The organism is Shimia sp. FJ5 (assembly GCF_032918335.1).
Taxonomy (GTDB): domain Bacteria; phylum Pseudomonadota; class Alphaproteobacteria; order Rhodobacterales; family Rhodobacteraceae; genus Shimia; species Shimia aestuarii_A.
On record NZ_JAWJUV010000002.1, the window covers coordinates 759,094 to 775,445 of the forward strand.

The 16,352-nt window shown below is 62.8% G+C and carries 16 protein-coding genes; 10 read left to right on the top strand and 6 right to left on the bottom strand.

Going from position 1 to position 16,352, the window contains the following annotated elements:
• The first annotated feature begins 151 nt into the window (after positions 1-151).
• From R1W01_RS10145 to R1W01_RS10165, 5 genes are all read left to right on the top strand, one after another.
• Complete coding sequence (locus R1W01_RS10145; RefSeq protein WP_297758725.1) at positions 152-817, top strand: CPBP family intramembrane glutamic endopeptidase; 666 nt, start codon at positions 152-154, stop codon at positions 815-817.
• A 90-nt stretch (positions 818-907) separates the two neighbouring features.
• Positions 908-2,758 (top strand): aspartate--tRNA ligase, encoded by a 1,851-nt coding sequence (aspS, locus tag R1W01_RS10150; protein WP_243612558.1) that lies wholly within the window; start codon positions 908-910, stop codon positions 2,756-2,758.
• Positions 2,759-2,907: 149 nt separating this feature from the next.
• The gene (locus tag R1W01_RS10155) at positions 2,908-4,287 is read left to right on the top strand and encodes a DUF1800 family protein (protein ID WP_243612557.1); all 1,380 of its coding nucleotides are present in this window, start codon (positions 2,908-2,910) and stop codon (positions 4,285-4,287) included.
• A 12-nt stretch (positions 4,288-4,299) separates the two neighbouring features.
• The gene (locus R1W01_RS10160) at positions 4,300-5,520 is read left to right on the top strand and encodes a DUF1501 domain-containing protein (protein WP_297758729.1); all 1,221 of its coding nucleotides are present in this window, start codon (positions 4,300-4,302) and stop codon (positions 5,518-5,520) included.
• Positions 5,521-5,595: 75 nt separating this feature from the next.
• Positions 5,596-6,309, top strand: coding sequence for a GNAT family protein (locus R1W01_RS10165; protein WP_317275220.1), 714 nt, complete (start codon positions 5,596-5,598; stop codon positions 6,307-6,309).
• A 2-nt stretch (positions 6,310-6,311) separates the two neighbouring features.
• On the opposite strand, the gene R1W01_RS10170 is transcribed toward R1W01_RS10165, so the two are convergent.
• Entirely contained in the window at positions 6,312-7,028 is a 717-nt protein-coding gene (locus tag R1W01_RS10170) for a response regulator (protein ID WP_297758735.1), read from the bottom strand.
• A gap of 181 nt (positions 7,029-7,209) precedes the next feature.
• On the opposite strand from R1W01_RS10170, the gene mce reads away from it, so the two are divergent.
• Positions 7,210-7,614: a methylmalonyl-CoA epimerase gene (gene mce / locus R1W01_RS10175; RefSeq protein ID WP_243612553.1), complete on the top strand. Its 405-nt coding sequence runs from the start codon at positions 7,210-7,212 to the stop codon at positions 7,612-7,614.
• Between the two features lie 79 nt (positions 7,615-7,693).
• Complete coding sequence (locus tag R1W01_RS10180) at positions 7,694-7,972, top strand: DUF1467 family protein (RefSeq protein ID WP_243612552.1); 279 nt, start codon at positions 7,694-7,696, stop codon at positions 7,970-7,972.
• 8 nt (positions 7,973-7,980) lie between these two features.
• Here R1W01_RS10180 and R1W01_RS10185 read toward each other — a convergent pair whose 3' ends face one another.
• Together R1W01_RS10185 and R1W01_RS10190 are read right to left on the bottom strand one after the other, a co-directional pair.
• Positions 7,981-8,706 carry an EI24 domain-containing protein gene (locus tag R1W01_RS10185; protein WP_297758740.1) on the bottom strand — a complete coding sequence of 242 codons (726 nt, stop codon included), beginning with the start codon at positions 8,704-8,706 and terminating at the stop codon, positions 7,981-7,983.
• Positions 8,691-9,269, bottom strand: coding sequence for a nitroreductase family protein (locus R1W01_RS10190; protein ID WP_297758743.1), 579 nt, complete (start codon positions 9,267-9,269; stop codon positions 8,691-8,693). Before R1W01_RS10190 ends, R1W01_RS10185 begins: the two co-directional genes overlap by 16 nt.
• Before the next feature lie 151 nt (positions 9,270-9,420).
• Here R1W01_RS10190 and R1W01_RS10195 point away from each other — a divergent pair, with 151 nt between their 5' ends.
• Complete coding sequence (locus R1W01_RS10195; RefSeq protein WP_243612549.1) at positions 9,421-9,678, top strand: DUF167 domain-containing protein; 258 nt, start codon at positions 9,421-9,423, stop codon at positions 9,676-9,678.
• 142 nt (positions 9,679-9,820) lie between these two features.
• Here R1W01_RS10195 and R1W01_RS10200 read toward each other — a convergent pair whose 3' ends face one another.
• The 3 genes from R1W01_RS10200 to R1W01_RS10210 all read right to left on the bottom strand — a co-directional run bounded on the left by R1W01_RS10200 (position 9,821) and on the right by R1W01_RS10210 (position 12,026).
• Positions 9,821-10,063 carry a hypothetical protein gene (locus R1W01_RS10200; protein WP_243612548.1) on the bottom strand — a complete coding sequence of 81 codons (243 nt, stop codon included), beginning with the start codon at positions 10,061-10,063 and terminating at the stop codon, positions 9,821-9,823.
• 120 nt (positions 10,064-10,183) lie between these two features.
• On the bottom strand, positions 10,184-11,377 hold the full coding sequence (locus R1W01_RS10205; protein WP_297758747.1) for an NADH:flavin oxidoreductase/NADH oxidase family protein: 1,194 nt from the start codon (positions 11,375-11,377) through the stop codon (positions 10,184-10,186).
• A 13-nt stretch (positions 11,378-11,390) separates the two neighbouring features.
• Positions 11,391-12,026: a TetR/AcrR family transcriptional regulator gene (locus R1W01_RS10210; protein WP_297758750.1), complete on the bottom strand. Its 636-nt coding sequence runs from the start codon at positions 12,024-12,026 to the stop codon at positions 11,391-11,393.
• Between the two features lie 115 nt (positions 12,027-12,141).
• On the opposite strand from R1W01_RS10210, the gene R1W01_RS10215 reads away from it, so the two are divergent.
• Positions 12,142-14,187, top strand: coding sequence for an NADH:flavin oxidoreductase (locus tag R1W01_RS10215; RefSeq protein ID WP_297758753.1), 2,046 nt, complete (start codon positions 12,142-12,144; stop codon positions 14,185-14,187).
• A 75-nt stretch (positions 14,188-14,262) separates the two neighbouring features.
• Positions 14,263-16,242 carry an FAD-dependent oxidoreductase gene (locus tag R1W01_RS10220; protein ID WP_297758756.1) on the top strand — a complete coding sequence of 660 codons (1,980 nt, stop codon included), beginning with the start codon at positions 14,263-14,265 and terminating at the stop codon, positions 16,240-16,242.
• The last annotated feature ends 110 nt before the right edge of the window (positions 16,243-16,352 follow it).

Below are 16,352 nucleotides of genomic sequence, written 5' to 3' on the forward strand. Positions count from 1 at the left end.
ATCGCGGGACAAGGTGCAAGGGGGGATCGGGCCGAGTCGGGGCGAAAATAACACGCCGGGACGGGTCGGTTCGCTTAGGGGCGCGAGAAGTGCTTGAACCGCCTGCTGCCTTGCCTATCTCAAAAGAACAGCGCGCCGCGAAGGAAATACCATGCCTTATCGACATCTCGTCGCCCCGGCCTCGGAGAGCCGGCTCTGGGCGGAGTTCCTCTTGTTCTTCGTGATTGCCCCGGTGGCGATTGCGGCGCTGCTTCCAGCGACGGTTATGTTCTCGGCCTTGTTCGCGTTGACCGCGCTTGGGCTCGTGCTGCTGCATGCGACGGACGGGTTTCACTGGCGCGAGTTGCGGCAGGGCAATGGGGCGATCAGCTTGCGGTTCTTGGCGGTGTTTGCCGTATCGGTCTTTCTGACCTGTCTTGCCGTGGTCTATGCGTTCGAGCCGGCATCCGCCTTCAGCCTCTTGCAATACGAGCCGATGCTCCTGTTGATGATCTTGCTTCTATACCCGGTGCTTTCGGCGCTGCCGCAGGAGATTGTGTTTCGTCCCCTCTTTTTCCGCCGCTATGGTGCGATCCTTCCGGAAGGGCATCATGGGATCATCCTCAATGCGGCGATCTTTTCGCTTGCGCATCTGATGTATTGGAATTGGGTCGTGGCGGCGATGACCTTCTCGGGCGGGCTTGTCTTTGCCTGGGCCTATGAAATTCGCCGGTCTTTTCCGCTTGCGGTTCTGCTGCACGCGGTGGCGGGCAACCTTGTCTTTCTCACCGGGCTTGGCATCTATTTCTATTCCGGCAATGTGGTGCGCCCTTTTTAAACGGTTTTCACGCCCTGTTCCCTTGACTTTGCTGGCGCGAAAAGGTGTATCGGCGCGACTTCACTATTCACCTGTCACCGGGGAGCGACCATGCACGCCTTTCGCAGCCATACCTGCGCCGACCTGAACAAATCCAACGTGGGCGACACCGTCCGCCTTTCGGGCTGGGTCCACCGTGTCCGCGACCATGGCGGCATCCTGTTCATCGACCTGCGCGACCACTATGGCGTCACGCAGGTTCTCTGCGACCCTGACAGCCCGGTTTTCGCCGAGATGGAGAAGGTGCGCAGCGAATGGTGTATCCGCATCGACGGCAACGTGAAGGCGCGTGACGCCGATCTCGTGAACGAAAAGATCCCGACCGGTGAGGTCGAAGTCTTCGTGCGCGATCTCGAGGTGCTTGGCGCGGCGGACGAACTTCCGCTCATGGTCTTTGGGGATCAGGAGTATCCGGAAGAAACCCGTCTCAAGTATCGCTTCCTCGACCTGCGTCGCGAGGTGATGCAGGAGAACATGAAGCTGCGCTCTGACGTGGTCATGTCGATGCGCAAGCGCATGTGGGATCAGGGGTTCCGCGAGTACCAAACGCCGATCATCACTGCCTCGTCGCCGGAAGGTGCACGCGACTTCCTCGTGCCGTCCCGCCTGCATCCGGGCAAGTTCTATGCCCTGCCGCAGGCCCCGCAGCAGTTCAAACAGCTGATGATGGTTGCCGGTTTCGACAAGTATTTCCAAATCGCGCCGTGTTTCCGCGACGAAGACCCGCGCGCCGACCGCAGCCCGACCGATTTCTACCAGCTCGACATGGAGATGTCGTTCGTCACCCAGCAGGACGTGTTCGACACGATCCAGCCGGTGCTTCAGGGTGTGTTCGAAGAGTTCGGCGGGGGCCGTAAAGTCGATGCCGAGTGGCCGCAGATTTCCTATGCGGACGCGGCCAAGTGGTATGGCACGGACAAGCCGGACCTGCGCAACCCGATCAAGATGCAGGTCGTATCGGATCATTTCCGCGACTCAGGGTTTGCGATCTTCGCCAAGCTGCTTGAACAGGACGGCACCGAGATTCGCGCCATTCCGGCCCCGACCGGCGGCGGGCGCAAGTTCTGTGACCGCATGAATAAGTTCGCGCAGGAGCAGGGCCTGCCCGGCATGGGCTATATCTTCTGGCGCGATAAGACCGCCGACAGCGTGGCGCAGGAACTTGGCATTTCCGTCAAGGAAGCGCAGGCCAAGCTCAAGTCCGGCGAGGTCGAAGGCGGCATGGAAGCGGCCGGTCCGCTTGCCAAGAACATTGGCCCGGAACGCACCGAGGCGATCCGCCAGCAGCTTGGCCTCGGCGTCGGCGATGCGGCCTTCTTCCTTGGTGGCAAGCCGAAGTCGTTTGAAGCGGTCGCGGGCCGCGCGCGCGATGTCATCGGCAAGGAGCTTGGACTTCTCGACGAGGACCGGTTCGCATTCGCTTGGATCGTCGATTTCCCGATTTTCCAGAAGGACGAAGAAACCGGCGAGGTCGATTTCGACCACAACCCGTTCTCGATGCCGCAAGGCGGGATGGATATCCTTGAGAATGATCCGCTTTCGGCGACGGGGTTCCAGTATGACCTTGCCTGTAACGGCTATGAGCTTGTCTCGGGTGCGATCCGGAACCACAAGCCGGAGATCATGTTCAAGGCGTTTGAGATCGCGGGCTATGGCGAGGACGAAGTGCGCAAGCGGTTCGGCGGCATGGTCAACGCGTTCAAATACGGCGCGCCGCCGCACGGGGGCTGTGCCGCGGGTGTGGACCGTATTGTGATGCTTCTTGCCGATCAGCAGAACATTCGCGAGGTCGTGATGTTCCCGATGAACCAACGCGCGGAAGACCTTATGATGAACGCGCCGTCCGATCCGACGAGCGACCAGCTCATGGAACTTGGCCTGCGCGTCATCCCGCAAGACTAAGCGCCGCGATAGAGATTGCGAGAGGCCGTCCCGATCTGGGGCGGCCTTTTCCATGCGCGGGTCTTTGCCGGGGGCGTTTTTCCCTCTGAACAGGTGACGGCGGTGGGTGTAGCCTGCGTGTGACCCTATGGGTGTCGAGAGAGGGCAGGATGGGATTCGATCCGATACGTGCAGAGACGCGCTTTGGCTTTGGGCTATCGCCGCGGATTGCGCCACCGACTGGCATCGAAGAGATGCTCGACGGGGTGCGTGTGCGCGATGAGATGGCCCGGCGCTTCCCGATTGAGCCGTTTGATGAATTCCGGGCACGGATTGCAGAACGCGCCATAAGCCGCAAGGCGTCGCGCTCTGAAGACATGAGCGAAGACGCGCGTGCCGCAGCAAAGGCGCGGCAGAAGGCGATCAGCAGGAAAGCCTATCGCGATGGTCTTGGCTGGATGCGGCAGGCGATGCTGCGCCGGATCGAAACGCGGACCGGGTTTCGCGAGCGCTTGGCGGCGTTCTGGGGCGATCACTTTACGGCCTATGGCAAGGGCGCGGTGATCCGGGCAGGTACCGGTCCCTACCTAGAAGAGGCTGTGCGTCCCAATCTTGCTGGGCGGTTCGAAGATCTTCTCATCGCGGCGGTGACGCACCCGTTGATGCTCAACTTCCTCAATCAGGATCGCTCTATCGGGCCAAATAGCGTCCAAGGGCGCAACAAGCCCGGTCGCGGCCTCAACGAGAACTTGGCGCGCGAGGTGCTCGAGTTGCATACGCTCGGCGTGGACGGGCCCTATACGCAAGGCGATGTGCGGCAACTGGCCGAGCTGTTCACGGGCCTCGATTGGACGCCACAGCGGGGCGCCCTCTTTCGCAAGAAGGCCGTAGAGCCGGGGCCGGAGACCGTGCTTGGCAAGCTCTATGGCGGGGCTCCGAGGATCGCCCCGGTGCTCGAGGTGTTGCGCGATCTCGCGCGGCATCCGGCCACGGCACGCCATATTGCTTGGAAGCTTGCGGTGCATTTCGTTGCCGATCAGCCCGAGAACGACCTTGTGGCGGCGATGGAGGCGCGGTTCCTTGAGACCGGGGGCGACTTACCGGCCGTATACGAGGCGATGCTGCGACATCCGGCGGCGTGGGCCGGGCCGGGCAATATCAAACGGCCGATTGCCTTTGTGGCGTCGAGCTTGCGGGCGTTGGACGCGGCGCCAGCGGTGCTTTCGCCGTGGGGCTACAAAGAGATCAACCAAAACCTGCGCCGCCCCCTGATGCGAATGGGTCAGCCGTGGGAGCGCCCGATCGGCCCGGACGGTTGGGCCGAAGAGGACAGTGCCTGGACGACACCGCAGGGTATGGCGGGGCGGCTGCAATGGGCGCTCTCTCTTCCAGAGCTTCTTGGGCAGGCGGGTCCGGATCCGCGAGAGTTCGTCGAGGTCGCCCTTGGCCCCGGTGCACCAGAGAGCGTTCGCTTCGCCGCGAGGGCTGCCGAGAGCCGCAGAGAGGGCGTAGCGCTTGTGCTTATGGCCCCGGCGTTCCAGAGATACTGAGGGAGAGGCGAGATGGCACGGACACAGACACGGCGCGACTTCCTTCTCCGAGCGGCGGCGATCGGGTGTTCGGCGGCGGCGAGCCCGCTTGTCACACCGGTCAGCTTTGCCGCCGCCCCTTGGGACAATCGTCTAGTCGTCATCATCTTGCGCGGGGCGATGGACGGGTTGGACGCGGTGCGCCCGTGGGGCGATGCGGATTTCGCAGCGGCGCGGCCCGGCCTTGCGGCGACACGGGATAGCGCGCTTGATCTTGATGGGTACTTTGGACTGCACCCGGCGCTTGCCGACCTGATGCCGCTTTGGCGTGCGGGGGAATTGGCGGCGGTGCAGGCCGTGTCGACCCCCTACCGCGACCGACGCAGCCATTTTGACGGGCAAGACCTTCTCGAAGCCGGGATTGTCGACCTGTCAGGAGGGGTGCGGGATGGCTGGCTCAATCGAATGCTCCAAGGTGTGCCGGGGGTCACAGCGCAGACGACCTATGCCATCGGGCAGGAAAACATGCTGCTGAGTACGGGAGAAATGCCGGTGTCGCGCTGGTCGCCCGATGTAGACCTGTCCCTGAGTGCGCAGGGTCTGCGGCTTCTTGAAATGACGATGCAGGATGATCCGGTCCTTGCCGCAGCGATGGCCGAGGCGGTGTTGCTTGCGGATTCTGATGGGGATTCTGTCATGGCCAAGGATGAGGCGGACATGATGACATCGATGCAAGGCGGGGCGATCCGCGGCAGAGAAGGGCATCTCAGGATCGCGGATTTCACTGCGCTGCAACTACGCGACGCGGCGCGGATCGCGAGCTTTTCCATCGGTGGATGGGACACCCATGTGAACCAAGGCAATACGCTGGCCCGCCCGCTTCGACGGTTGTCAGAGGTGCTTTTGCGCCTCAAGGACGGGCTTGGTGCCGAGGTCTGGGGCAAGACGACGGTTGTCGCGATGACAGAGTTTGGCCGCACGGTGCGCGAGAACGGTACGCGTGGCACGGATCACGGCACCGGTGGCGCGATGCTTCTGGCCGGGGGCGCAGTGCGGGGCGGACAGGTGTATGGCGCGTGGCCGGGGCTTGCCGAGGCGGCGCTTTACGATCGGCGCGACCTTATGCCGACGAGCGACGTGCGCGCTTGGGCCGCTTGGGCGATGCGCGGAGCATTCGGCTTGGAGCGGGATCACCTCGAAACCACGGTGTTTCCCGGGCTCGAGATGGGCGCTGATCCGGGCTTGATCCGCTAAGGCCCTGTCGCACCACGAAAAGCTTGGACACGCGCGGGCTTTGTGCCAGTCTCTTGCTGATACAGCGGAGGCAGTATGGCCGAAGACAGACCCATAGGCGCACCAGTAGACGGGTGGTCGCCGCCGCCGGCCCCGACCGGCGCGGTGCTCGACGGGCGCTATGCCCGGCTTGAGCCTTTGCAGGCCGAGACCCATGCTGCGCTCTTGTTTCGCGCCTACGAGGGGCAGGATGCGGTCTGGGACTATCTGCCGTATGGCCCGTTTCATTCCGCAGCCGCCTATCACCGATGGGTCAAGGGGATCACCGGCGCGCGGGATCCGTTCTTTTACGCGATCTATGACAAGGACCGGGGCGCTTGGGGTGGGGTGGCGAGCTATCTGCGGATCAAGCCAGAGGCCGGGTCGATCGAGATCGGCCATATCAACCTCGCGCCACAGCTACAGGGGACGCGGGCTGCGACCGAGGCGATGGTCTTGATGATGCAATGGGCCTTTGCCAATGGATACCGGCGCTTTGAGTGGAAGTGTGATGCGCTTAACCGTCCGTCGCGCCGCGCGGCCGAGCGGCTTGGGCTCAGCTATGAGGGGGTCTTTCGCCAGCATAGCGTCATCAAGGGGCGCAACCGGGATACGGCATGGTTCGCGGCGATTGATAGTGATTGGCCGGCGCTGGCTGCCGCATACGAGGTTTGGCTTGCGCCGGGAAATTTTGACGCACGCGGGGCACAAGTCGAGCGTCTGAGCGATCTGACGCGGCTTGTCCGGGTAAGCAGTGACCCGAGCCTTTGATCTTAGACCAGAACGGGCTCGGCCAGGCGTTTCTTGAGAACCTGCGTCAGGCGCAACAGGTCGGCGTTTAACATTCGGCCATTGGCGCGCCCTCGCGCGACCGTCTCGGCGGCTTTGTGGAGCGGCTGGTCCCGCGCGCTTAGGGCGATGCCAGAGAGAAACCCCGCGACATAATCGATCGCCTCGCCCCGACCATCGCCAGAAAGCGTATCCATCGCGTGGCAGAGATCGTCATGATAGGCCACGGGGTCGGGCCGCACCGTTTCATCGAATAGCGCACGCGGGCCGACGGGGCGGCGATTGCGCGGCAGCTTATCGAGAATGGCCGTTTGAAAGGTGGCAAGGTTGTCCAAAGGTTTGGCGAGGAAGCCATCGGCCCCGGCCTGCCGCGCCGTTTCTTCAAACGCGGTATCGCCAGAGGTCGCGAGGATCACGTCAATGCGCGGTATGGCGACGGCAAGCTCTGAGATAAGGCTGGCGCCGTTGCCATCCGGCAGGCCCATGTCGATGATGGCGACGCACGGGCGATAGACCTGAAGATGGCGACGGGCAGAGGCAATGCAATCCGCGCGCCGGATGCGGGCACCGGAGCGCAGGCACAAGAGGCGCAGCGCGTCGCAGGCAAAGCGGCTATCCTCGACAACAAGCACCGTCAGGCCCAGCAGCGGGCGTTGGGGCGTCGGCAGGCGGTGGGGCGTTTGCGAAAGGAAATCATCCATCGTCTTGGTCCTCGGCAGCGGGTGATCAGGGGCACTGGAGTTGAGGCTAGGCAGGCTTGGCTAACAAAGGGTTAAGTGCGGCAACGGAAAGACCTTGTGCGCGGTCTGACCCTCTTGCATGCGGGCGGCACCCGGCCCATAAGGTGCGCAAGTTTTGCAAAGATATGGAAAGGATAAGGACATGATCGGTCGTCTCAACCACGTGGCTATCGCCGTGCCGGATCTTGAAGCCGCCTCGGAGCAGTATCGCTCGGCGCTTGGCGCAAAGGTCGGTGCCCCTCAGGACGAGCCGGATCACGGCGTCACCGTGGTTTTCATCGAACTGCCCAATACCAAGATCGAACTGCTCTACCCGCTTGGCGAGGATAGCCCGATCAATGGTTTCCTAGAGAAGAACCCGGCGGGTGGTATCCACCATGTTTGCTATGAGGTCGATGACATCATCGCCGCGCGTGATCATCTCAAGGAAACCGGCGCCCGTGTGCTTGGCTCGGGCGAGCCGAAGATCGGCGCGCATGGCAAGCCGGTCCTGTTTCTGCATCCGAAGGATTTCAACGGCTGCCTCGTGGAACTCGAGCAAGTCTGAGGCAGGACGAATCCCGGTTTGAACTCGGGCGCAGGCGGGCTATTGTCCCGCCTGTCGCCGCTAGATTAGGACTGCGCCCATGTCGATCACTTCCGCCCTCGTGCTTTATGCCGTGCTTTGGTTCCTGACCCTGCTGATCGTGATCCCGATCCGGCTCAAGACCCAAGGAGACGTGGGCGAGATCGTGGAGGGCACCCATGCAGGTGCACCGGCGCAGCATAACCTCAAGGCCAAGGCATGGATCACCACTGGCGTTGCCGCGGTGATCTGGCTGATCCTGTTTTGGATCATCAGCCAAGGCATCATCACCGTGCGCGACTTTGATTGGATGAACCGCCTGCCGCCTGTGGGTGAATAGACAAGGTTTCAGAACCCGCGTGGCCGCGCCTCGGAGCGGGCGTTCAGCCCGTGGAACAAGTGCGTGAAGGTCGCCGCGCCGAAGATCGGGATCACGAGGTTGATCAGCGGGAGCGACAGCGGCATCGCCATCAGTGTGCCTGCGATCCAGATCGTGACCCAATGCTTCTTGCGTAGGGCCTTGGCCCCGTCGCGCCCCAAGCGGCGCATGGCGGCGAGTTGGAAATACTCGCGCCCGAGCAGAAAGCCGTTCAGACCCCAGAAGATGAACAACGCGAAGGGCGAGAAGAACGCGTAGAGGATAAACGCCAAAAGGTTCGCCACGATCAGCACGCCGAGGAACGCGAGCGTATCGCGCAATGCATCCGAGAAGGGCAGGCGCGGCACGGCGGGCAGGTTGGGGTAATGCCGATCTTCGACAGCCTGGGCCACCTCGTCGAGGAACATCGAGGTGATGGCCGAGGCGACGGGCACCATCAGGAAGACCGACAGCACCACCATGAAGATCAACGAGGACCAGCTCAGGAGATCATCGAGCCATGTCACTTCGCCAATGACGGGGACGTAGGCCTCTTCCCCGACGACGAAATCCAAGAGGGTCAGTAGCCCGGCATAGGCCCCGACGAGCAGCGCGATTGTCAACACGATGCCAAGGCCGAGCACCTTGCGGAACCGGCGGTCGCCCATCTGCGAAAGGGCGGCGAAAAACGACGAGAAGATCAGCGAGAGACCCATGTCACCTTGTCCTCGATGCTGGGGCGCGGGCGCTCTGGTGGCGCGGCGGTTTCGGTGCCGATATGGATCAGCCCTGCAAGCCGTTCGTGCGGGGCGAGGCCGAGGGATTCCTGAAGGAAAACAGCATCATGCGAGGGCCAGCCCGAAAGCCAATTCGCCCCCCAGCCCGAGGCCAACGCCGCGTTCAGAAGCGCGAGGCAGACGGCGCCGGCGGAGTAGGTTTGTTCGATGGCGGGGACTTTTTCGGCGATGACGGGGGATTCGATGACGGCGACGGCGAGGTGGCCGGTGTCGAATTGGGTGCGCCCCTTGCTGGTTTGCACCTCGTCCAGCCCGAGCGCGGCGGCGCGGGCGCCGACAGCATCGCCGAGGCGGTGCAGGGCGGCCTCTTCGAGGACGAGGAGGCGCCAGGGTTCGAGCTTGCCGTGGTCGGGACTGCGTAGCGCCGCCTCGAGCAGGGGCGCGAGTTCGGCACGGGTTGGCACCGGTGTCGTCAAGGTCTTGGCGGGGCGGGAGCGGCGCGTCAGGAGAAACTCGAGCGCGGCCGGATTGGGGGTTGGCATGGGCGTTTCCGTAGTGAGTTCACGCTTGGCATGTTGTCGTTAAAGGCCGGGAATTCAACCACTTTCCAGTTGTTTTTACAGGTTTTTGCGGTTTGCATGGCGTGGCGTCACAGGCCATAAAGGCGCGCAGACGCCATGGAGGCCCACCCGAATGTCCAACGAATTCGCAGCCCTTGCCGCGCCCGGCACAGAGATCGCCGTGCGGGTGACGCCGAAGGCCTCGCGCAATGCCGTGAAGCGCGATGAGGACGGACAAATCCGGGTCTATGTCACGGTCGTGCCGGAGGGTGGCAAGGCCAATGCAATGGTGCAGAAACTCCTCGCCAAGGCGCTTGGCGTGGCGAAATCGCGGCTCGTTCTGGTGCGCGGCCAGACCGCCCGCGACAAGGTGTTTCGCGTCGAAGGTTAATGACAAATCCAACGTCGGTATTACGTCGGTATCGCGTCTGTATTGCATCTGTGGGGAAGCGTTAACGCAGCGTTCGGGTTAACGGGCGAAAGCGGTTTCGAAACCGCTTGGGGAAGGCATTTTGAAACGCCTTTTCCCCGGCCTATTCCGTGCCGCGCTTGTGCAGTTTGTAGACGCCTTCCGGCAGGTCGAGCGCGGCGGCGAGTTCCTCGATCTGATGCGAGGAGAAGGTCACCTTCTGCACCGTATCCGTGCGCGCGTCGTATTGTTCGACGGTGATGCAATCGTCGAACATCTGGATGATGACATCCTCTTTGAGAGGGGCGGGCCCTTCGTCAACAAGCGTGACAACCGTGGCGTCAAATTCGTGCTCGATGCTGAACATGCCATCAGCCTAGCGGATTGCATGGGGTAGGGGAATGGTTTGTTTCGGGGGGGCGTTGCAGCGGCTTGCCGGAAGGGGCTTGTGCGAGCGGAGAGGCAAAGCGCTTCGGCTCGAGGACGGTCAGTTGAACGTCCGTGTCCAAACTTCTCGACGTGCTTCATCTCGGCGTGCGTAGGCTTCGATCGCGGCGTCCATGTCGTCCGGTGAAAGCGCGGCGGCTCCTTGCGCGTGGCGGGTCAACTGCATTGTATACCATGCGGTAACGCCGCCTTCGGGCGGGGCTTTGAAACGGGGGAACAGAGGCTCGGCCCGTTGACCGGCCAGCCAGTAGGACGGCAGCTCCGGCTCCACCACAAGGGCCCGTGCCAAGCCGACGAGGTCGGCCTTGCCTTCGGCGACGGCGCTCTCGGCTTGTGCCAACGTCTTGAAGCCGCCCGTCACCATCAAAGGGATATTGGTCTTTGAGCGCGCGCGGCCTGCGAAATCCAGGAAATAGGGACCAGACCCAGTGCGATCAGAAGAGGACGCCGCACCGGGGAAATATGTGCCGCCGCTGATGTCGATCAGGTCGATGTCGCGTTTGTCCATTGCGGCGATGACGTCAAGCGCCTCGTCTTCGGCGAAACCGCCTTCAAGCTGATCCGTGGCGTTCAATTTGATTCCGACGGGAAACTCCGGCCCGACCTTTTCGCGCACTGCCCGGATCACTTCGAGCAGCAGGCGCATCCGGTTGCGAAGCGCGCCGCCATAGGCGTCTTCGCGTCGATTGAACAACGGCGACAGGAACTGGTTCAGCAGGAACCCATGCGCCGCGTGGATTTCCACACCGCCGAACCCAAGCTCTTTGGCAAGCTTGGCTGTGCGGGCGAACTCGGCTGGCAGGGCCTCTATTTCGTCCAAAGACAACGCGCCACAGGTCAAGCCGGGCAGATCAAGCGCGCTCGGTCCTTTTGGTGTGCTGATCGGAGCGTCCGCCATTGCGCCAGCATGACCCAGTTGCACCCAAAGCTGAGCGCCGTCGGTTGCACCCGCCTTAGCCAGTTGCTTCAGGCGTTCAAGGTTCGAATCGCGGTTCATGACCAGATTGCCGGGCTTTTCGGGGTAGTGAGGGGTGCCTTGAACTTCGCCAATGATCGATACCCCAAGGCCGCCTATGGCCCAGCGATGGTAGAGATTGATCTGGTCTTCGGTCGGGTTGCCAGCGCCATCCCCGAGGGAATCAGACATTGCGGATTTGGCAATGCGGTTCTTGAGCGTTGCGCCGCACGGCAAGATCAGGGGGTGGGCGAGTGGGGAAAGATGAGACTGAGGCATGGGGGCTCCTTGGTCAGTCGGCTCCGTGTCGGGCGCGAAAACGGGCCATTTCCCGCTCGGTCGGGCGCTGGCCCGAGAAGGTGGTGACGTAATCGGGGATACGCGCGAGGCGCACGGCCAAGGTCTCTTTGACCTGCATCGAGATATAGCCGATTTGCGTCAGGTAGACAGTGCGCGCCCGCACGTCGGCCTCGCCCTTGTCATAGCCGAAGCGGGCGAACATGGCGCGGATCGCGTCGAGCCGGGCTTCGTCTGCGGCGTGCACCTGTTTGGCGACGGCATCGGATTGAAGCGCCCAACCGCGCACCGCAAGATCGAGCCGCCTTTCGAACGGGCCATCATCGAGGAAAATGCCGATCAGGTTGAGAACGGCCTCGGTGATGGTTTCGGCATAGTCCTGCGTGGCGATCACCAGGCTTTCGGTATTCGCGGTTTTCCATTCGGCAAGAAGCGCGTCGAGCAGCGCGGCACGATCCGGGAAGAACCAATAGAAGCTGGTGCGCGACAGGCTCAGCCGGTTTGCCAGCGGCTGGATCTTCACGGCGTCAATTCCGGATTCGATGAAGGCGTCGCGGGCGGCAGTCAGCCAGACCTCGCGGGAGCCTCTCCAGCCGCCTGATTTCTCGTCGGTGTCGCGCTTTGTTTTCATGCGGCGATCCTAGCGGGTTCTTTTGCGGGTCACAAGGAAATGGTCAGAGATGAACGACTTATTGACACAAGTGAACATTTCTGGAATCGTCCTGGCAGTTCATCGGAGTCCTGCAATGTCAAACGATCCCCTTCTTCAGCCCTATCAGCTCAAGCATCTGACGCTGCGCAACCGCATCATGACGACAAGCCATGAGCCCGCTTATCCCGAGGATGGCATGCCGAAAGAACGCTATGCGGCCTATCACGCAGAGCGCGCCAAGGCGGGGGTGGCTCTGGCGATGACGGCGGGTTCGGCGGCGGTCTCCAAGGACAGCCCGCCGGTGTTCAACAATATCCTGGCCTACAAGGACGAGGTCGTGCCGTGGGTTCGGCAGCTGACGGATGCCTGTCATGATCATGGCTGTGCGGTGATGATTCAGCTGACCCATCTTGGGCGGCGGACGGCGTGGAACAAGGGCGATTGGCTGCCGTCGGTGTCCTCCTCCAAGCATCGCGAACCGGCGCACCGTGCCTTTCCCAAACTGGCGGAAGACTGGGACATCGAGCGCATCATCACCGACTTTGCCGATGCCACCGAGCGCATGAAAGAGGGGGGCATGGATGGGATCGAGTTGCAGGTCTATGGCCATCTTCTCGATCAGTTCTGGTCGCCTTTGACGAATGACCTTGATGGGCCGTATGGCGGCGGGTCGCTTGAGACCCGTATGCAGCTATTGATGGATGTGCTTGGCGGAATCCGCAAGCGCGTGGGCGACGGGTTCATTGTCGGGCTGCGCTATACGGCCGATGAGATCGAGGCTGGCGGAATCTCAGAGGCGGAAGGGGTCGAGATTTCGAAGCGGTTGGCGGAGTCGGGGATGGTCGACTTTCTCAACGTGGTGCGCGGGCGTATCCACACCGACCCGGCGATGACCGATGTGATCCCGGTGCAGGGGATGAAGAACGCGCCGCATCTCGATTTTGCCGGGCAGGTGAAGAAGGTGACCGGGATGCCGACCTTTCACGCCGCCAAGATCCCGGATGTCGCCACCGCCCGCCATGCGGTTCAGGCCGGGTTGCTCGACATGGTGGGGATGACGCGGGCGCATATGGCCGATCCGCATGTGGTCAAAAAGATCATGGAAGGGCGCGAGGATGATATTCGTCCCTGTGTCGGGGCGACCTACTGTCTTGATCGGATTTATCAGGCGGGGGATGCGCTTTGTATCCACAATGCTGCGACGGGCCGGGAGCTGACGATGCCGCACAGCATCGCGCCGGCGCAGACCCGCAAGAAGGTCGTGGTCATCGGGGCCGGGCCAGCGGGATTGGAGGCGGCGCGTGTCAGCGCAGAGCGCGGCCATGATGTGGTCGTCCTTGAGGCACAGCCGGACCCGGGCGGGCAAATCCGCCTGACCGCGCAGAACCCACGCCGTCGCGAGATGATCAGCATCATTGACTGGCGCATGGCGCAATGCGCGGCGCGGGACGTGGAATTCCGGTTCAACACATGGGCCGAGGTCGAGGACGTGACCGCGCTGAACCCTGATGTGGTGATTGTCGCCACAGGTGGAATGCCCAATACCGAGTTGTTCGAAGCCGGGCAGGAGCAGGCCGAGGTGGTGAGTGCTTGGGATATCATCGCGGGAGATGTGAAACCCGGCGCGCAGGTTCTCATCTATGATGAAAGCGGCGATCATCCCGGCCTGATGGCGGCCGAAATAGCCGCCGAGGCCGGCAGCAAGGTCGAGGTGATGACCCCGGACCGCACCTTTGCGCCCGACATCATGGCGATGAACCTTGTCCCCTATATGCGCGCGCTTCAGGACAAGGATGTCACCTTTACCGTCACCCGCCGCCTGAAAGACGTACAGCGCGACGGCAACCGTTTGAAGGCCGTGATCGGCACCGACTATAGCGATTTCACCAGCGAGAAGACCTATGATCAGGTCGTGGTGAACTATGGCACGATGCCAATGGACACGCTTTATTTTGAGCTCAAACCGCTGTCATCGAACCATGGCGCAGTGGACTATGACGCATTGATCGGCGGTGAGGTGCAGAGCGTGACCCGCAACCCCGACGGCCCGTTTCAGCTTTTCCGGATCGGGGATGCGGTTAGCGCCCGCAACACCCATGCCGCGATCTATGACGCGCTGCGTCTGATGAAGGATATCTGATGCACCGCGTGCGATGGGCCCGGCGTGCCTTGGGCGCGCTCGCAATCGGGTGATGCTCTGTGCTTGGGGGGCAGAATGACCAACTCACATATCTTTAGCCCGCTGACCCTGCGCCACAAGACGCTGCGCAACCGCATCGTGTTCGGGGCGCATACGACCAACATGGCCGAGGATGGCCTGCCCGGGGATCGGCACCTTGGCTATTACCTTGAGCGCGCCATAGGCGGGGCGGCGATGATCGTGGTCGAACCGATGCCCGTGCATGCCGCCGCCGTTCTTACGCGGGGCAATTTCCGGCATTCGAGCGACGCGGTGATCCCGCATTTTGCCCGTCTGACCGAAGCCTGTAAGGCCGAGGGCGCGGTGATGATCCAGCAGTTGTATCACGTCGGTGCACATGGCGATTGGGACAATAGCTGGCATGCGAACTGGTCGCCTTCGGGCGGGCCGAGCTATCACGACAATGATGGCAGCCGGGCCATGTCCGAGGCCGAGATCGAAGAGACCATCGAGGCCTTTGTGAAGGCCGCGCTCCGCTGTCAGGCTGCGGGGTTTGACGGGGTCGAGGTCTGGGCGGCCTATCATTGTCTGCTCGATCAGTTCTGGACCCCGTTTTCCAACACGCGCACCGACGCATGGGGCGGCAGTCTTGAGAACCGCACGCGGTTTTCAAGGGAGATCCTGCGCCGGATTCGCGCCGCTTGTGGAGAGGCGTTCATCGTCGGTCTGGCGGTGTCGGACGATCCGGCCACGGGTGTCTTTCCCTCACGCGACGAGATGGTCGAGATTGTTTCGTTGCATGATGCCGAGGGGTTGATGGACTATGTCACCATCGGCGCGGGCAGCTATGTCGATTTTCAGAAGATCATCCCCAGCTTTCAGTATCCCGAGAACCTTGGCGCGGATCTGGCCGAACGGCTCAAACAAGCGGGGGTGCGCGCCCGTGTGACCGCCGAAGCCAATATCCGCACGCCGGAGAACGCCAATACCGTTGTGGGGGCCGGGCAGGCGGATATGGTGTCAATCGTGCGTGGGCAGATCGCCGATCCGCATCTAGTGACCAAGGCGGCAGAGGGGCGGAGCGAGGATATCCGCGGGTGCCTGTCGTGTAACCAGCAGTGCTGGGGGCGGCGGGGGCGTGATTACTACATCTCGTGCCTGATAAACCCGTCGGTTGGCCATGAGGCGGACTGGGGTGGCGACCGGTTCACGCGGGCGGAGACGGCAAAGAGCGTGTTGGTCGTCGGCGGCGGCCCGGCGGGGCTCGAGGCGGCGCGCGTTGCAGCCGAGCGAGGCCACAAGGTCACGCTCTGCGAGGCGGGGCCAGAGCTTGGGGGGCAGTTCCGTTTGGCCGGGCTGCAACCGCGGCGGGCGCAGATCACCGACCTGATCGCATGGTACGAGCGGCAGTTGGCGGCGCTTGGGGTCACGGTGCGGTTCAATCACTATCTCGATGCCGACGAAATCGCGGATATCGGCGCGGAGTGCGTCGTGCTTGCCACCGGGGCGTTGCCGCAGGAGAGCGGGTTTCAGAAGGCCTTGCCACAGGTGGCAGAGCTGCCCGGCGTCCAGAGCGGCAGCGTCTGGTCGAGCGAAGACGTGATGGGCCGCGCGGCCCGGCTTGGCCCGCGCGTCGTTCTATTGGACGAGGGCGGGCATTGGAAAGGCATTGGCACGGCGTGGCATCTCGCCGAGGCCGGGCATGAGGTCACGATTGTCACCCCGGATGCGATGATCGCCCGCGATCTGGGGCGCAGCGCGACGGATTTCCCGGCGCGTCAGACGCTTGCCCGGTTGGGGGTCGGGTTCGTCACTGAAAGCGCGCTTGTGGGGTGGTCCTCTTCCGGGGCGCGGTGCCGGTCGCTGTTGACCGGTGAGGAGCGCGAAATCGCGGCGGAGTCGCTTGTGCTTGCGACGGGGAACCGCGCGGATGGCGCGCTTCTTGAGGAATTGCGCACGCGCGGGCTGCATGTGGTTCCTATTGGCGATGCCGCGGCCCCGCGCCTTGCGGCGGCGGCGATCTATGACGGCAGACAGGTCGGCCTGTCGCTCTGAGCCTGGCCGATCTGTGCCGGCAGGGCGTGGTCGTTTCTTGTGAGACCCGCTTCGCAATTCTGCGTGAGCGCGCGTGCCGGTCTGTCCAATATCGTCTCAATCGCAAAGGA

Bases quoted from the DNA above. Each gene is read 5' to 3' on its own strand.
- R1W01_RS10145 (WP_297758725.1), top strand. From the start codon at position 152: ATGCCTTATCGACATCTCGTCGCCCCGGCCTCGGAGAGCCGGCTCTGG.
- aspS (WP_243612558.1), top strand. From the start codon at position 908: ATGCACGCCTTTCGCAGCCATACCTGCGCCGACCTGAACAAATCCAAC.
- R1W01_RS10155 (WP_243612557.1), top strand. From the start codon at position 2,908: ATGGGATTCGATCCGATACGTGCAGAGACGCGCTTTGGCTTTGGGCTA.
- R1W01_RS10160 (WP_297758729.1), top strand. From the start codon at position 4,300: ATGGCACGGACACAGACACGGCGCGACTTCCTTCTCCGAGCGGCGGCG.
- R1W01_RS10165 (WP_317275220.1), top strand. From the start codon at position 5,596: ATGGCCGAAGACAGACCCATAGGCGCACCAGTAGACGGGTGGTCGCCG.
- R1W01_RS10170 (WP_297758735.1), bottom strand. From the start codon at position 7,028: ATGGATGATTTCCTTTCGCAAACGCCCCACCGCCTGCCGACGCCCCAA.
- mce (WP_243612553.1), top strand. From the start codon at position 7,210: ATGATCGGTCGTCTCAACCACGTGGCTATCGCCGTGCCGGATCTTGAA.
- R1W01_RS10180 (WP_243612552.1), top strand. From the start codon at position 7,694: ATGTCGATCACTTCCGCCCTCGTGCTTTATGCCGTGCTTTGGTTCCTG.
- R1W01_RS10185 (WP_297758740.1), bottom strand. From the start codon at position 8,706: ATGGGTCTCTCGCTGATCTTCTCGTCGTTTTTCGCCGCCCTTTCGCAG.
- R1W01_RS10190 (WP_297758743.1), bottom strand. From the start codon at position 9,269: ATGCCAACCCCCAATCCGGCCGCGCTCGAGTTTCTCCTGACGCGCCGC.
- R1W01_RS10195 (WP_243612549.1), top strand. From the start codon at position 9,421: ATGTCCAACGAATTCGCAGCCCTTGCCGCGCCCGGCACAGAGATCGCC.
- R1W01_RS10200 (WP_243612548.1), bottom strand. From the start codon at position 10,063: ATGTTCAGCATCGAGCACGAATTTGACGCCACGGTTGTCACGCTTGTT.
- R1W01_RS10205 (WP_297758747.1), bottom strand. From the start codon at position 11,377: ATGCCTCAGTCTCATCTTTCCCCACTCGCCCACCCCCTGATCTTGCCG.
- R1W01_RS10210 (WP_297758750.1), bottom strand. From the start codon at position 12,026: ATGAAAACAAAGCGCGACACCGACGAGAAATCAGGCGGCTGGAGAGGC.
- R1W01_RS10215 (WP_297758753.1), top strand. From the start codon at position 12,142: ATGTCAAACGATCCCCTTCTTCAGCCCTATCAGCTCAAGCATCTGACG.
- R1W01_RS10220 (WP_297758756.1), top strand. From the start codon at position 14,263: ATGACCAACTCACATATCTTTAGCCCGCTGACCCTGCGCCACAAGACG.